At 50.8% G+C, this 16,038-nt stretch carries 14 protein-coding genes; 7 read left to right on the forward strand and 7 right to left on the reverse strand.

Translation table 11 applies throughout. From position 1 onward, the window contains the following. From lysA to xerC, 4 genes are all read left to right on the forward strand, one after another. On the forward strand, nucleotides 1–915 hold a 915-nt coding region (lysA, locus tag ACO6V1_RS03120), incomplete at its 5' end, for a diaminopimelate decarboxylase (RefSeq protein ID WP_422465772.1). 23 nt (nucleotides 916–938) lie between these two features. After that, nucleotides 939–1,769: a diaminopimelate epimerase gene (gene dapF, locus ACO6V1_RS03125; protein ID WP_422450547.1), complete on the forward strand. Its 831-nt coding sequence runs from the start codon at nucleotides 939–941 to the stop codon at nucleotides 1,767–1,769. Nucleotides 1,770–1,790: 21 nt separating this feature from the next. After that, a complete protein-coding gene (locus tag ACO6V1_RS03130; protein WP_422449954.1) occupies nucleotides 1,791–2,519 on the forward strand; it encodes a DUF484 family protein in 729 nt (242 codons plus the stop codon). Between the two features lie 35 nt (nucleotides 2,520–2,554). Then, on the forward strand, nucleotides 2,555–3,463 hold the full coding sequence (gene xerC, locus ACO6V1_RS03135) for a tyrosine recombinase XerC (RefSeq protein WP_422450546.1): 909 nt from the start codon (nucleotides 2,555–2,557) through the stop codon (nucleotides 3,461–3,463). 29 nt (nucleotides 3,464–3,492) lie between these two features. Here xerC and ACO6V1_RS03140 read toward each other — a convergent pair whose 3' ends face one another. The 6 genes from ACO6V1_RS03140 to ACO6V1_RS03165 all read right to left on the reverse strand — a co-directional run bounded on the left by ACO6V1_RS03140 (nucleotide 3,493) and on the right by ACO6V1_RS03165 (nucleotide 8,265). Next, a complete protein-coding gene (locus ACO6V1_RS03140; RefSeq protein ID WP_422449953.1) occupies nucleotides 3,493–4,722 on the reverse strand; it encodes a hypothetical protein in 1,230 nt (409 codons plus the stop codon). A gap of 248 nt (nucleotides 4,723–4,970) precedes the next feature. Next, entirely contained in the window at nucleotides 4,971–6,197 is a 1,227-nt protein-coding gene (locus ACO6V1_RS03145) for an ankyrin repeat domain-containing protein (RefSeq protein ID WP_422449952.1), read from the reverse strand. A 77-nt stretch (nucleotides 6,198–6,274) separates the two neighbouring features. Then, the gene (locus tag ACO6V1_RS03150; RefSeq protein ID WP_422465774.1) at nucleotides 6,275–6,514 is read right to left on the reverse strand and encodes an anion permease; all 240 of its coding nucleotides are present in this window, start codon (nucleotides 6,512–6,514) and stop codon (nucleotides 6,275–6,277) included. Beyond that, nucleotides 6,483–7,025 (reverse strand): SLC13 family permease, encoded by a 543-nt coding sequence (locus tag ACO6V1_RS03155; protein WP_422465776.1) that lies wholly within the window; start codon nucleotides 7,023–7,025, stop codon nucleotides 6,483–6,485. The genes ACO6V1_RS03150 and ACO6V1_RS03155 overlap by 32 nt, the downstream gene beginning before the upstream one ends. Then, entirely contained in the window at nucleotides 6,958–7,404 is a 447-nt protein-coding gene (locus tag ACO6V1_RS03160; RefSeq protein ID WP_422460631.1) for an SLC13 family permease, read from the reverse strand. The genes ACO6V1_RS03155 and ACO6V1_RS03160 overlap by 68 nt, the downstream gene beginning before the upstream one ends. A 498-nt stretch (nucleotides 7,405–7,902) precedes the next feature. Then, nucleotides 7,903–8,265: a hypothetical protein gene (locus ACO6V1_RS03165; RefSeq protein ID WP_422465778.1), complete on the reverse strand. Its 363-nt coding sequence runs from the start codon at nucleotides 8,263–8,265 to the stop codon at nucleotides 7,903–7,905. On the opposite strand from ACO6V1_RS03165, the gene ACO6V1_RS03170 reads away from it, so the two are divergent. Then, the gene (locus ACO6V1_RS03170) at nucleotides 8,246–9,241 is read left to right on the forward strand and encodes a hypothetical protein (RefSeq protein WP_422449947.1); all 996 of its coding nucleotides are present in this window, start codon (nucleotides 8,246–8,248) and stop codon (nucleotides 9,239–9,241) included. The two genes, ACO6V1_RS03165 and ACO6V1_RS03170, sit on opposite strands and share 20 nt — an antisense overlap. Before the next feature lie 135 nt (nucleotides 9,242–9,376). Here the strand turns inward: ACO6V1_RS03170 and ACO6V1_RS03175 are convergent, their stop codons facing one another. Next, on the reverse strand, nucleotides 9,377–10,774 hold the full coding sequence (locus ACO6V1_RS03175) for an L-cystine transporter (RefSeq protein WP_422460632.1): 1,398 nt from the start codon (nucleotides 10,772–10,774) through the stop codon (nucleotides 9,377–9,379). A gap of 511 nt (nucleotides 10,775–11,285) precedes the next feature. On the opposite strand from ACO6V1_RS03175, the gene ACO6V1_RS03180 reads away from it, so the two are divergent. Together ACO6V1_RS03180 and ACO6V1_RS03185 are read left to right on the forward strand one after the other, a co-directional pair. After that, entirely contained in the window at nucleotides 11,286–12,116 is an 831-nt protein-coding gene (locus tag ACO6V1_RS03180) for a hypothetical protein (protein ID WP_422465779.1), read from the forward strand. Continuing rightward, nucleotides 12,109–15,915, forward strand: coding sequence for a hypothetical protein (locus tag ACO6V1_RS03185; protein ID WP_422465781.1), 3,807 nt, complete (start codon nucleotides 12,109–12,111; stop codon nucleotides 15,913–15,915). Before ACO6V1_RS03180 ends, ACO6V1_RS03185 begins: the two co-directional genes overlap by 8 nt. Nucleotides 15,916–16,038: the final 123 nt, after the last annotated feature.

The following is a 16,038-nucleotide window of genomic DNA, read 5'->3' on the forward strand; positions in this document are numbered from 1 at the left end:
GAAGTGGGTGTCCACTGCTTCAATATTGAATCAGAACAGGAGCTGGAGCGTATTCAGGAAGAAGCGCTGGCGATGAATCAAGTGGCCCGCATCTCCCTGCGGGTCAATCCGGATGTGGATGCCCGGACTCACCCCTATATCTCCACTGGCCTGAAAGATAATAAGTTCGGCATTGATATTAACCGGGCTCCTGCGGTTTATGCCCGGGCTGCTGAATTGAGCAATATTGAGGTGGTGGGTGTTGATTGCCATATCGGTTCCCAGCTGACCACCACCGAGCCTTTCCTGGATGCGCTGGATCGTCTGTTGCTGTTAATGGATCAGTTGCAGGCTCAGGGGATTCATTTGCAGCATCTGGATATTGGCGGTGGCCTGGGGGTTCAGTATCAGGATGAGACGATTCCCTCACCTGCCGATTATCTGGTGTCGGTCAAACAGCGCCTTGTTGAGCGGGGCTATGGTGATGTGATGCTGGTGGTGGAGCCGGGCCGGTCTATTGCTGCCCAGGCGGGTATCCTGCTGACCCGCGTTGAGTTGATCAAGGCGACTGAGCAGAAGCATTTTGCCATTGTCGATGGAGCCATGAATGACCTGTTGAGACCGTCCATCTACAGTGCCTGGCATACTATTGCCAATACGGCGCAGCACGCGGATGTGGATAGTCAGGTGTATGATATTGTCGGGCCTGTTTGTGAAAGTGGCGACTTTCTGGGCAAAGCACGGAATCTGGCCATCCGGGAAGGTGATCTGCTGGCGGTGTATTCGGCGGGTGCCTACGGTTTTGTCATGAGCTCCAACTACAATACCCGCAATCGTGCCGCAGAAATCATGGTTGATGGTACTCAATCTTATGTGATCCGTCGCCGGGAAACCGTTGCCGAGCAGTTTGCCTCAGAAAGCCTGCTGCCGTCGTAAAGTATCAGGAAAGAATGAACTATATGTTGCTACATTTCACCAAGATGCATGGGCTGGGTAACGACTTTATGGTGGTCGATATGGTGTCCCAGAATCTGCGCCTGCCGCCGGAAAAAATCCGCCGCCTGGCGGACCGGCGGTTTGGGATCGGCTTTGACCAGTTGCTGCTGGTTGAACCCCCGACCAATCCTGATATGGATTTTCGCTACCGCATCTTTAATGCCGATGGCAGTGAAGTGGAGCAGTGTGGCAATGGGGCCCGTTGTTTCGCCCGTTTCGTCCGGGACAAAAAGCTGATCGGCAGAGACCGGATCCGGGTACAAACCGCCGGGGGCAACATTGAGCTGACGATTCAGAGCAATGGCGAGGTTTGCGTGGATATGGGGATGCCGAGGCTGGACCCTGAACAGGTGCCGTTTAATGCGCAGCAGCGTTCAGTGACCTATCCCCTGATGGTTGATGGCCAGGTTATCGAGGTTTCGGCCGTGTCCATGGGCAATCCCCACTGCGTTTATCGGGTGGCTGATGTGCACAGGGCACCCGTGGACACCTGGGGGCCGATGATTGAAGCCCATCCGGACTTTCCCCGGAAATGCAATGCCGGATTTATGCAGGTCCTCAGTACCGATGAAATTAACCTGCGGGTATTTGAGCGCGGCGTTGGTGAAACCCTCGCCTGTGGCACCGGTGCCTGTGCCGCTGTGGTGGCAGGACGCCTGCAAGGTTTGCTGGGCGATACCGTTAAAGTGAACTTGCCCGGGGGTAGCCTGTCTATTTATTGGCCGGGAGAGGGCAGTCCGGTTATGATGACAGGCGCAGCAACCCGGGTTTATGAAGGATACACCCGGCTATAAATCCGCTAAGGGCCAGAGACCATGACCGAACAGATCGTCGAAACAGACAGGGAGCAGCAGGAAACGCCGAATCAGCCGAAAGCTCTGAAACCCAGGCAGGTTGCCAACTTTCTGAAAGAGCATCCTGATTTTTTTGTGGGCCGTGACGATCTGCTGCTGGATCTGACCCTGCCTCATCAGCGTGGGGATGCGATCTCGCTGGTTGAGCGTCAGGTGGCGTTGCTGCGGGAACGGGCCCTGGATTACCGGCATCAGCTGGTCCGTCTGGCGGACAATGCCAAAGCCAATGAAAAGCTGTTTGAGCGTATGCGGCTGCTGGTATTGGCCCTGCTGGAGAGCAGGGATCTGGAACAGCTGGTGGAGGTGATCGGTGACAGCCTTAACCATGAGTTTGGTATTGAATTCCATTCGCTGATTCTGTTCAGTGACCAACCAATGAACCTGCCCGTCAGGATTGAACATACCGACGTGGTGGTGGAAGCCCTGGGTTCCATTATGACCAGTGGCAAAGCCATTTGTGGCCAGGTGACTCAGGCAGAGCTGGACTTCCTGTTTCAGGAGCAGGCCGAGCATGTTGGCTCGGTGGCCATTGCCCCTCTGAACTATGCCCTCAGTGAACCACAGCAGCTTGGGGTTCTGGCGCTGGGCAGTCAGGACAAACATCATTTCAAGGCCAGCATGGGCACCCTGTTTATCAGTTACCTGGGCGATATCCTGAGTCGAATTCTGGCTCGACAGCTGCATTCATGAACCACTCATCTTCCAATTCTCCGGTTAATAGCGGCCTGCAACAATCAATAGCGGCTTTTCTGGATTACCTCCGCTATGAAAAGCAGCACTCTCCCCATACGCTGTCGGCCTATCAGCGTGATCTTGCCCGTGTGATGCAGCAGGCTACCGCCAGTGATATTCAGGGGTGGGCAACGATTACCGAGAAGCAGTTAAAGCAGTGGCTGGGACTCTGGCACGAAGAGGGGTTATCCAGTCGCAGCCTGCAGCGGCTGATCTCATCACTTCGTCGTTTTTATCACTACCTGTTAACCCGGGGTGAGGTAACCAATAACCCGGCGCAACGGCTCCGGGCACCGAAAACCGGTCGGCCTCTGCCGGTGACGCTGGATGCCGACCAGGTCAATCATCTGTTGGATGACCCGCATGGTCAGGCGGAGGGTGATCCGCTGAAGTGCCGCGATCTGGCCATTCTGGAGCTCTTCTACTCGTCAGGTTTGCGTCTGGCCGAGCTGGCGGCACTGAATCTGGACAGCTTTTCCAATGGGTTTTCCCAGGTAAAAGTGCTTGGGAAACGCAGCAAAGAGCGGATGATCCCGGTGGGCAGCAAAGCCCGGCAGGCAATTCAACACTGGCTTACTTTTCGAGAACAGTTGGTTCGGGGAGAGAGTGGTAGCGCCCTGTTTCTGTCAAAGCTGGGCAGGCGCATCAGTACCCGACAGATTCAGAATCGTATCAGGGAATTTGCCCGGGAAGCGGGCATGCCGGTGGGGGTTCATCCCCACATGCTGAGGCATTCGTTTGCCAGCCACCTGCTGGAATCCAGCGGTGACCTGCGCTCAATTCAGGAACTGCTGGGGCACAGCGATATCTCCACCACACAAATCTATACCCATCTGGATTTTCAGCATCTGGCCACGGTGTATGATAAGGCTCACCCAAGGGCGAAGAAGAAAGACGACTGAATGCAAGAATTCCGGATGGTGAATTTGATTCAGGCTGATCCGGAACAGGCAGTTTTTAATGTTTCCAGCCGGACTATGGCATGGGAATTACCCGCTTTTTTGGCGTAATCCAGCGCAGTATTGCCAGAATTTCCGGATGAATTAAGATCAAAATCCAGCTCGCCTGCATGATCATACAAGTAATCGAATACGCTGTTGGCTTTATAATATGCGCATTGACGAAAAGCGAGGCCAAATTCTGACTTGCCGATACTGACGGTTATCTTTTGTTTAAGTCGTGAAGCAATCTCTGAGGCGTCGATTAAACGGATTAACTTAATATTATGTACTACCGTTTTAATATCCTGCATAGCTTTTACCGCTTTCTTATCACCCTTGATTTTCCGCTCAAAAAATTCAAGCTCATCATCTGAAATCGGGAGGTAATCATTACTCCCTGTAAAAGAAACAGAGTACTCTCCGCGTAACCCAAAGTTGAGAAAAATTCCTACAGGGGTTGTATTTAACCCATTACCCGGAATGATCTGATCATTAAAAGGATCGACAAAAATCAAATTTGGTAGTTTTTCCTGTAACAAGAAAAAAAAATCCGCAACATCCATGGCAATTCCAGGTCGCTTTTTATTTTCAACACCGTATTTAGCGGTAACGATATTCATTTGATCAAACAACCGCTCCATAGACTGGTTATCGGCAATTAGCAGCATACAATGTCCATCATGTGGAGTATCACTTTTGCGTCTGTTAGAAAAATGGAGCGCCCAGATAATATCAGCGGGAACACCTGCTTTTAACAAGTTTTTCCGGCACTGATAAACTTGGGAGCCACAATCACCAAAACCGTTTTTTGAAGAGAACTTGAAATATATATCGCTAGTTCTGATGTTGGATAGATCATGGTTTTGTCGAAATATTCCCTGTAAACACTGGTAGCCCAAATTCATTTTTTTCACTTGCCCGGTAACAAAAGGACCGCGATGCAATGTCATCCTTACCAGATCGATTGGCTTCAGGCTGGGATAATGTATGCTAAAGTCCGTGACGAGATGACTGTTTCCTACCACTTCACTGCGAGTTGCCGCAACGACATGGTTGAGAAACCGGGCATTTTCTGCGATATCCTCAACCCTGGTCGAAAAGCCACGCCAGCACGGAGCGTCAATACTTTTGGGACGATTTGACTGGGCTGCTTCCGATGTGGGCAATGGTAAACCATGAGCTGTTATCGAATCACTGCTTTGGGAGGCTGACGCTTGCATTGCTGTTGTTCCTTGCAAAAAAGTAACTGACTTCAAGCATTGGACAATTCAGATTGAAGGCCGTTCATCCGGAGGGTGACCGAGATTTACGGTTACCGCACAGGGCTGTCTATGCTCGGACAGCCTCAATGGAGTTTCCCGGACTTGATCGGCGGGTCCGGGTTAAGCCCGACCGTCTCATCAGGCCGGGCTGGCACCCATCAGAAAACAACCTGCCAGTGTCACCAGCAGACATAACAGTCAGCGCTTCAAGCTTTGTCTTTTAACAGATCCTGAACCTGAGTTTTCAGATTGGTGTCCAGGAGGTCGATCATCCGGCTGAGTATTAGAGCGATTTTATTCTTATCAAAACCGTCAAGCTCTACTTGTGGTAGATGATTATTTTGCTTGAGTGACTTCATATACCACATATAAGATTTTTCATTATCTGCCACAAAGCCCTCGCCACCATGCTTATACAGGGAGCCAAGGCATCTCATGGCCGTGGCATCCCCCAGCTCAGCGGCCTGCAGGTACAAGCCCTCCGCTGCGTACAAATCTACCGGAAAGTCCTTGCCGCCTTCCTGAAACATGCAGCCCAGATTGATCATGGCTGAAACAGACCCCAGCTTAACCGCCTGCTGGTACCAGTGCTTTGCTTTGTGCAGATCTGCCGGAAAGTCCTGGCCACCATACTGATACAGATAGCCCAGGTTGTTCATAGCTGCAGCATTCCCCAGCTCAGTCGCCTGCAGGTAGCAACTCTCTGCTTTGTGCAGATCTGCCGGAAAGTCCTTGCCACCCTGCTTATACAGGTAGCCCAGGTTGTTCATAGCTCGAGCACTTCCCAGTTTAGCCGCCTTCAGGTACCAACTCTCTGCTTTGCTCAGGTCTACCGGAAAGTCCTCGCCACCATACTGATGCAGGTAGCCCAGGTTGTTCATGGCTGAAGTATCCCCCAGCTCAGCCGCCTTCAGGTAGAAGCTCTCCGCTTTGCATAGATCTACAGGAATGCCCCCGTCACCATGTTGGTACAATTGCTCCAGGTTATTCAGGCCGATCGGGTCGGAGGATCCCTTGTCGGCCAGCAGCAGAGCAGCATCAAGGTGCTTGTTGTTAACGGCCCAGACCAGGGGAGTCTTCCCCGCAATCTGGCCTGCATCCGCGGACGCCCCCCGGTTCAGCAGGGCCCGGATGATCCTGATATTGCCCTCCTTTGCAGCGTTGACCATCCGGGTCTGCCAGTTCGGTGGCAGGGTCAGGATTTCCACCGTTACATTCTCAATTACTTGCCGCCCGTAAGGGCACTCCAGATTAGCTCCTGTCCACAGGGTAAGACAGTTAAGGTGGTACTTATGCCCGCAGGGACTGGCAATGCCAACGTGCTTGCCAGCAAACTCCGGATTCTTAGGTTGGTAGAGGTCATCATGGCACACTGGGCAGGTTGAGGGCTCAGTGGGTATCGCTACCGGTGTACCGGATGGAACACTGTTCATGTCAGGTACTTCCCTACGTTTTTTGGGGGGGCTACTCAGACCGTGTAGAACCCGAAAATACTCCGTAGAAAAGATAATTATCCCATTAAAAACTGACCAATCAGGAAGTAACCCACCAGTGTCACCAGCAGAATACCCATAATATTCAGGGCAAAGCCAGCCTTCATCATATCGGTTATTGCCAGTTTTCCTGAGCCAAAGACCACAGCGTTTGGCGGAGTCGCTACGGGCATCATAAAGGCAAAGCTGCAGGCAAGGGCCGCCGGTGCGGCCAGCATCACCGGGTCAATGCCCAGGGTCACACCCAGGGCACTCATCAATGGCAGGAAGCCGGCAGCCGTTGCGGTGTTGCTGGTCAGTGCGGTCAGGAAGGTGAACAGTCACCAAGAAAGCAACGACCAGCAGCACCGGCAGACCATTGGCAATCGTCATGGCTTCGGCCACCCAGCCGGCCAGACCGGTATTTTTGATCTGCGCTGCCAGAGTCAGAGCACCACCAAACAGCAGCAGAACACCCCATTCCCGGGCCTTTTCCCAGGACATGACATAAACACGCTTATCGTGCTTCACCGGAATGATGAACAGGCTGATGGTCGCGGCAATGGCAATAATGGTGTCAGAAAGACCGGGAATAAACGCCTTCAGATAGGGTCTCGTAATCCAGGAAATAGCGGTGATGGCAAAGATAATGGCAACCGTTATTTCGCCGCGACTCATTGGGCCCAGTACTTCCAGCTGCTCACGGAATACCGTTCTGGCCTCAGGGTTCTCTTCGGTGGACAGTTGGAAGCCAAAGCGGGTCAGCCTGACCCAGCATAAAACCGCCAAAGAACAGATAGATGGTTGGGTGTGCGTAGGGTGCCGTCACTTCCTTGATGCTGGCGATGCCCGGCAGTGGCACCAGTATCATTGGCAGCAATGAGGTCACAGGAATGGGAACTACCTCCGATACCCACCAGATCGCCATCATGGTTGCCACACCCACCATATACCAGGCCGATGGTTGCGCGGTTTTGGGATTTATCAACCTGGCACCCACTTTATCCAGGAACAAGCGGGAAGAACTTTTTGGGCTAAGCCTCAAGCGTTGTCGAGTGATTTGGATAATTTCCCTGCTATCGGGTTGATCAACCCGGTTTAACAAAAATAAACAAAGAATATCTGCAAATTGTCCGGCAGCCGTTATGCTTCGTAGTCGAAAATCCACTTGAATGCTGATAGGCGAGGTATAGCAGATCGTTATGGATTCGGTTATCAATCACACTGGATTACCCAATCTCTGTGGACAAGCGCCCGTTGATAAATCAACTCAAACGGATCCTGATGCAGAAACGTCCGGATCTCTGGGGCCTTATGAGGTTAGCCGTGTAGATGCAGATGAAGTGATAACATTTACCGGTTGTCTACCTGATAGGGAAATTACCATAGAAAAGGGCAGGGTTGTCGTGAAGATTCATCCTGCTTTGAATGTTGCTGCCCAGGACGAAGAAGGCAACAGCAAATCTTTCAGCATCAGATTCCACAGCTTACCCGTGAATCAGGCAGCCTCTAATGTGACAGAAGACGAGGTCAGAGAACACCTTGACTGGGATGGCTATGCTGCTTGCGCAAATTTGTACAACACCAGGCCAATATCAGTAAATACAGCCCGTGAATCTCAAATCTCCCGGGATTCGGGTGTTGATACCCATTCAGCCGCTCATATTCAGAGTGCCACGTGGCAATCAGCCCTGTCAGCAATGAGTGAGGGTTCGATGTCTTCGGATGACAGTGTCGCTGAAGGATTGGCTGCAGGCTCAGGCTCAGGCTCAGCCTCCACACTGTCTTCTCTCGATAGAGATTCCCGCCACTCTTTCGACTCCTTCAGTGGTTCTTTGAATGCCGCCCCTGTCGAATCCATCAGCAGACCTTTGAATGCTGAACCTGTCGGCTCCGCCAGCGGTTCTTCGAAACCTGACTCTCTCAGTCCCTTTGTAAATGGCCAGAGGATCTGCGAAGCAGCGGAAGTAATCCGGGAATCGCCCCAAAGCGATGAACCCGTATCCAGGTTGTTCTTCAGTAAACTCATCACTTATGATCCGGACAAGCCGCCTGCCTGGTACAAAAAAAAATATGGATATAAAACATATTATGGTGAGCAATTAAGACATAGTGAACATGTTAAAAATTTTATTCTGTCAAGCTTTGGTGATTGGTTGGGCAGGCTTGATACTGGTGGTAGTGGTAAAGGCATAAATATTTTTAACAGTTCGAAAAGTCGGTTCAGTTCAAAATTTCTGTTTTGGCTTGAACATAATACCAAAGCCTTCGAGAGTATTTGTGAAGCAGCGCAGCCGATTAACAATGTCCGGAGGCATCTTAACCGGTTCTTTCGCGGAGAAATTAAAACCGAAAATCGTGCTCATCTTTATCAAAATCTGGCATTTAAACAATGTGACAAGGCAACCATTAAATGCTTAACCCGAAACGGGGATGATCGATTCATAGAGGACTGTACTCCTGCAATTTACTTCTATTTCCGTTACTTTATATCGAAAATAGAGGAAGTATCAGCATCAGAAAAATATCAGGCAGGGAGGGACAAAATTGCCCGTAAAATAGCGAACTATACGGCTTTGGAAGAACCCAGAGGAGATTTTGGTTTGTTAAAAGCCTGCGCAAATTATAACGCGGCGGTTCAGTTGTTTGAGAGGGAATATAAATCAACTCGTCTGGCTGAATTTGATCCGAAAAGGAGGGAGCATGGTAATTTAATCGCCAATATTAACTATTCCCGTGTTGCTGCCGAGGATTTGCAGGTGATAAGGCAGTTACTTTTCCTGATTGAAGTTCTGGAGGAAGAAGGTCGTGGCATTATCAGTAAATACCAAAAGTCTATTAATGGCCTGCCAGCAACGGTACAAGGCAATAGCTTTGAGGAGAGGGTGTTACAAATGTTCGATAATGGTAACGGTTATGTCAGTCGGCCATTACAAGGCATAAAGACAACATTGGATAACTTATTGGCAAATCATCCGGATAACCAGAGGGTTTCACCGGATTGATTCCCGGAAGAAAATCCGCAGATATTCATTATCTGGCCACCCGACGGGCTTTGGCTGCGGCACTCATACCAGCCGCCTCTCCACCGATAATGACGATTCTGAGTGACTCAGAATTCGTGGACTGATTCACAGACATCAGGAAACTGCATCCATATCCAGTTCAAGGGAAGCATTGCTGTTGAAGGTTTCCATATCCACCTCACCCATGGCTCGACCACTGACAAAGCCGGTGGTAATGGCACCACTGACATTGACGACAGTCCGGCCCATATCAATCACTGGCTCAATGGAAATTAACAGGCCCGCCAGTTCAACAGGAAGACCGAGGGCCGAGAGCACAATCAGTGCCGCAAAGGTTGCGCCACCACCCACACCGGCCACGCCAAACGAGCCGATAGCGATGGTCACTATCAGAGTGCCAATAAAGCTGAGGCTGGTTGGGTCAATACCCACGGTGGGGGCAATCATCACGGCCAGCATGGCCGGATAAATGCCCGCACAACCGTTCTGCCCAATGGTGGTACCGAAAGATGCGGCAAAGTTGGCCACGCCTTCAGAAACCCCGAGGCCCTTTGTCAAAGTCTGAATGGTCAGCGGCATGGTGCCCGCACTGCTCCGTGAGGTAAAGGCAAAGATCAGTACCGGCAACGTTTTCCTGATGAACCGGATGGGGTTGGCACCCACCATGGTGACCATGATCAGGTGAATTACAAAGACGGCAATCAGAGCTGCATAAGAGGCAATGACAAACTGAAGCAGTTGCAGTATGTCGGTGACGTTACTGCCTGCCACCACTTTGGTCATCAAGGCCAGAATACCGAAGGGGGTCAGATGCAATACCATCGTCACGATACGCATAACAATGGCGTGGACAGCGTCAACGGTTCGCTTAAAGTGGCTGGCCTCTTCAGGTTGCTCAGGATGGAGACCCAGCGCCGCGGCACCGATAAAAGCGGAGAAAATTACCACGCCGATAATGGAAGTGCTGCGGGCTCCGGTCATATCCATAAACGGGTTGGCAGGGATCAGGCTGATCAGCATAGAGGGAATTGACAGGTTTTCTACCCTGGTCACCGTGTTTAGCAGCTGCTCCCCACGAGCCACTTCACGAACACCGGAGGTAATGGACTCGGCACTCAAACCAAAGCCCAGGGCGGACATAATACCAATGGCACCAGCAATAGACACGGTGACCATCAGCAATGTCAGAATCCAGCCACTGATCCTGCCAAGGGTGCCAGCACCTTTCAGCTTCAGGATAGCCGAGATCATGGACACCATGACCAGGGGCACAATAATCATCTTCAACAGACTGACATAGCCGTTGCCAACAATATTGAACCAGTTGATGGACTCGGTCAGGGTCTCAGAGGGGTAACCATAAAAAAGCTGTAAACAGGCTCCGTAACCCACGCCCATACCCAGGGCGATAAATACCCGCCAGGTGAACGGCAGGCAGTGTTTCTGGAAACGGTAAAGCAGATAGAGCAACGCTACCATGATGAAAATATTGGTCAGTACTGCTAGAGACATGGTTCCTGGTACCTTCCTGTTTCAGGTGTTATCAATGAAGCCCGGTCATTTACCAACCCTGACAGCGAACTTGTCAAGCAGCAGAGTCGCTAGCCCGGATATTTCATAAACGTGCTCCCGATCTCGCTTGCCCTTTGCCGCTCTAAGGGAGTTTTGCTCAGTCGACCGTACTCCCCGGTACGGCGCTCCCTCACAAAATCCCTTAGAGCGACAAAGTCCTCGGCTTCGGCATCCTGCGTCGCCCTATCTCCCACATCCATGTGGTCGTGCGCGAGATTCGGGGCAGTTTATGAAATATCCGGGCTAGAATATGCACTGTTGATAAGGATTTATATGGGAGCAAGGAATTTAAGACAACAACCTTGGCAATTGAAACTTAAATATCATGGATACTCATTATCACTCGTCTGCCGGGCACCGGGTCCCTGGTGCAAAACGGATGTCAGAACCTCCATTAGCTGACTCTTCCCGGAAAAGGTCTCAACCAGAAGTCGGTCTTGCAGAGAGCCGGATGAGCGCTTCTGCACCGGAAAGGACGATTGGTTCCTATGAAGTACATCAGGTTTTTCCATCGAGCAGAGTGTCAGCGGTTGCATTGCCAAGTCATATGAATTCGCTGGTTGGCCAGATTGCTCAACTGCAAAGAATTACGGGAAGCGATTTTCATCAAATAGAGCGTTATCAAAGACATCATGTTCGTATTCCTGTACTGAAAAATATCTTTTCAGAGGCCCGACGTGGCAAGCTTCCTTCACTTTCTCAGCTTATTGACAACAGGAAGCAGCATATCGACGGTTTAGGTGCAAAGTTCGGTGGAGTAGTTGGAGAGCCGGTTTATGTTTATCTCCATCTTTTATTATTTTTGCACAATCGGGGAATAACAGGGATTAAGCATCTGGCACCTTACCATGAGGTCAAGCAATCCCTCATTGAATACTGGAACTTTCTCGTCTGCCCTGAACATCTTGGGGAAAAAGTTCAAGACCTTGGCAAACAGATTTTAGGCAGTTCCTTGCCATCTGAAAATTTGCAGGGTCTCGTTGAGATTGATCCCGTGCAGGAAGAAAACTTACTTATCGCTTTTTCTATCTGTATTGAAACGGTTGAAGAGAGATATTGGCTGGAACATAAGTCAATCAGTCCATCCAGGCTTGCATCCTGCAAAAGAACCAGTTCATCACTGACCAACAGCAATATGCTCAATCTGCTCCATGATTTTCTTTCTCTCAGCTATGGTCGCAGGGCAGATCGCGTGGTGAGGTCATTGCCAGCCAGCGTCGTGCAGTTTTTAGATGTCGAGTTTGGCAATAAAGCATTTATGGCGCTTTTACAGGTTGGCTGATGAACCTGGTAACCATTTTGCGGTCAAAAGGCGGTGTTTAACGTCTATCGGGCAGGGTTTTATTCTGAAAGCAACAGCATCAACCTATGCTCAGCGTGTGTCTGCTGGTGACCGGGAAGCCGGTTCAGGCAGGGTTCCCAGTCGCTGCGGAAGTACATTTAATGGTAAACGAGTCGCAAACCGTCAGCCTCATAAAGGCAGCGCCGCCACTCCGGATTATGGCAAAGAAATGGAAGATGCCTTTTGGCAAAATAAACAGTTACCAAGACGTATAATTATCCCTGCTGATGTACTTACCGCCTATGGAAAGGATGCATCGTCGATCAGAAGTGGCTTTTTCCTGCAAAAACTCTGCTTGCAGAGCGTGCTGGCTGGCAATAAAAAAGTGACTCCGGATCAGGTCATTCAAGAATTCAACCGAAAACCGGATCAAAACAATAAGTACCAATTAGCGATAGCGCGCTTTAAGGAGAAGTGTTGCCTGAAGGGCCTGGCATTGCGTGGGCAGCAGGTGACACCGGATGCGGTGGTTAAGGACTTTCAGGCAATCAAGGCAGTACTTGAGCTGGCGCGCTTCAAGGCAGATTGCTGCCTGAAGGGCGTGGTGTTGCATGGCCAGCCGGTTACAGCAGGTGAGGTGGTTAAAGATTTTCAGGCAGCCAAAGCAACGCTGGAGCTGGCGCGCTTTAAAGAGGAATGCTGCCTGAAGGGTCTGGCGTTGCATGGCCGACGGGTCACAGCGGATGAGGTCGTTAAGGCTTTGCAGGCAGCCAAAGCACCACTGGAGCTGGCGCGCTTTCAGGGTGATTGTTGCCTGAGAGGTCTGTTGTTGAATGGCCAGCCGGTGACACCGGATGCAGTGGTTAAGGATTATCAGGCCATCAACGCAACACTGGAGCTGGCGCGCTTCAAAACGGAGTGTTGCCTGAAGGGACTGGCGTTGAATGGCCAGCCGGTCCTGCCGGATGCGGTAGTTAAGGATTATCAGGCAGCCAAAGCAACAGTTGGGCTGGCACGCTTCAAAGCGGAGTGTTGCCTGAAGGGGATGGCGTTGAATGGCCAGCCGGTCACACCGGATGAGGTGATTAAGGATTTTCAGGTACTCAAAGCATCACTGGAACTGGCTCGTTTCAAAGAGGAATGTTGCCTGAGGGGCCTTTCATTGAATGGTCGGCCGGTTCCACCGGGTGAGGTGGTCAAGGATTTCCAGGCCATCAACGCAACACTGGAGCTGGCACTCTTTCTGGAACAATGTTGCCTGGGGGGGCTGGCGTTGAATGGCCAGCCGGTCACACCGGATGCAGTCGTTAAGAGTTATCAGGTGGCCAGGGCAGCACTGGAACTGGCACGCTTTAAATCGGAATGTTGCCTGAGGGGCCTGGTGTTGAATGGCCAGCAGGTGCCACCGGATGAGGTGGTTAAGGATTATCGGGCCGTCAACGCAACACTGGAGCTGGCGCGCTTACTGGAACAGTGTTGCCTGAGGGGACTGCCGTTGAATGGCCAGCCGGTTACAGTGGATGTAGTGGTTGAGAGTTTCCCGGATAGTCCGCGAGGCCAACTGGGGATGGCGCACTTCAAAGCGGAATGTTGCCTGAGGGGACTGCCGTTGAATGGCCAGCAGATCCCACCGGATGAAGTGGTGAAGGATTTCCCGGCCAGTGTGGAAGGCCGACTGGCCATAGGGCGCTTCAAAGAGGGATGTTGCCTGAAGGGCCTTTCATTGAATGGTCGGCCGGTTCCACCGGATGCGGTGGTTAAGGATTTTCAGATAACCGGGGCAATACTGGAGATAGCACGCTTCAAAGAGGCATGTTGTCTGAAGGGGCTGGCATTGAATGGCCAGCTGGTCCCACCCGATGCGGTGGTTAAGGATTATCAGGCAGCCCGGGCAATACTGGAGATCGCACGGTTTAAGATGGAATGTTGCCTGAGAGGGCTGAGACTGAATGGCAAACTGATCCCACCGGATGAGGTAGTTGAGGATTTTCAGGTAGCCAGGGCAACACTTGAACTGACGCGTTTTAAAGAACAATGTTGCCTCAGGGGCCTGTTGGTGAATGGCCAGCCGGTCACTCCGGATGCGGTGGTTAAGAATTATCAGGCAGTCAAGGCAACCCTGGAGCTGGCACGCTTTAAGGAACAATGTTGTCTGAGAGGCCTGGCGCTGAATGGCCAGCCAGTCACACCGGAGTCGGTGGTTAATGGGTATGAGCGCGGTGGCTGGTTGCTTGAAAGAGCTTTTTTTTATGCCCAGCTGGCACTGAATGCCAGAGAATTGAATGGCAGCTATCTGGATAATCAGAAAGTATTAGCAGCGTTTAATGACGTACCCGGGGATCAATCTTTAAAGCAGACTGAATACCTGATACAAAGGTTGCAACAGTCTCGGCAGTTCGATGAAACTGACCAGGCTCAGGATGAACTTCAAGAGGCCTGGCAGATCTTAAACGGCCTCCTGGTCAAAGGTGATGAGCAGCATCGACTGCAATGTCTATTGAAATTCATGGCTATGCGTAATGAGTTGACGATCGATCATCAGAGAGTATCAGCAGAACATGTGTTGCAATCCATCAAAACACTGAGGTGCTCATTTAAGAGTTCTCGCCTGCATTTTTTCTTTCTGGCACACTGCTACATCACCGGACAATCCATTAACGGGCGGAAAATCCATAAGAGTTATGTACTAAATCACCTTCAGAGTTTTCCGGAAGGAAGCAGGTTTCGCCATGCTTTAGGCTACTGGTTTGGACAATGCAGCTCCGAAGCCAATTTAATGGATAATTTACTGTTCAAACGGGAAGGTGCCGTCGCTCCGGGAGCCGTCGCTCCGGGAGCCGTTGCTCCGGGAGCCGTTACCTCCAGTTTGGCCATAACTCTGCTGCCATGGCTAACAACCGGCAGAACGGATTTCCCGGACAAGCAGGTTCCGTATTTAAGTGCGCTAACGCTAAAAACACTGGAGATTATTCAGGAAGTCAATGACGCTTATACCAATCCTCCCATCCTGATTACCGGCTCATACGCGCGTTTTTTACAGAACCTCTGCTCATTCTTTAATGATATTGACATTATCTGTACGACAGAAAAATCCGCCAGAACACTCTTTGACAAGCTAAAGGCAATGAACACCGACAGGTATGCAGAAATCCCCCAAAGCCTCACCATCAGGCCTATCCCGGGATGCCAGGCGATTAAACTACCAAACGCCTATAATATCCATCTTAAAGGCGGTGACCTGGGCACCGGAGCAAAGGTGATTCAGGTCAATATTGACGACAGGGTAACCCATGAAAATTCAGGGCAGTTGGCCTTTCACGTCCCCGGGGTTAAGGTGCCGGTAAGGTGTTTGTCCTTTGCTGAAGAAACCCGATTACTGAACAATACGCTGGAACACCTCGCTGATCATCTTGACCTCCTAACCGGGCAGTTGCAAACAGGGCCGGTATTTTACATACCGAGAACCCTCCTTTTTAATGCTCCTCAAACCCCCGATGAGCGTATTTATGGCTTGCTTATGCGCTCTCTGCTTACCCTGAATAAAGCCCGGCAGTTTATTGCCCTGCACTCTGAAAGAAAAACCGCACAACCTGATTACCCGATAAACCCGTTGCAGGAGCAGCAACGCCTTCATGCCCTGGTTGAGAAAATTCAGATGAAATTGCATAGCCATGCATACCGTCATGATTTTGAACTCAGAGTGAACAACTGGCTATCGACAACTCTCCATGTGAATGATTATGAGATCAAGAGAAAGGAATTCATCAAAACACTGCTGGCGATGATGCATCCTGAATAAGGTCACGGCCGGTCACCGGGATGGAATTACATAAATGGAGTGAACCTAACAATCATTTTGAGGTCAAAGGCAGTATTTAAAGTCTAATTGTTCAGGGTTTTATTCTGAAAACAACGGTATCAA

Source organism: Endozoicomonas sp. ALC013 (assembly GCF_049310205.1).
GTDB lineage: Bacteria > Pseudomonadota > Gammaproteobacteria > Pseudomonadales > Endozoicomonadaceae > Endozoicomonas.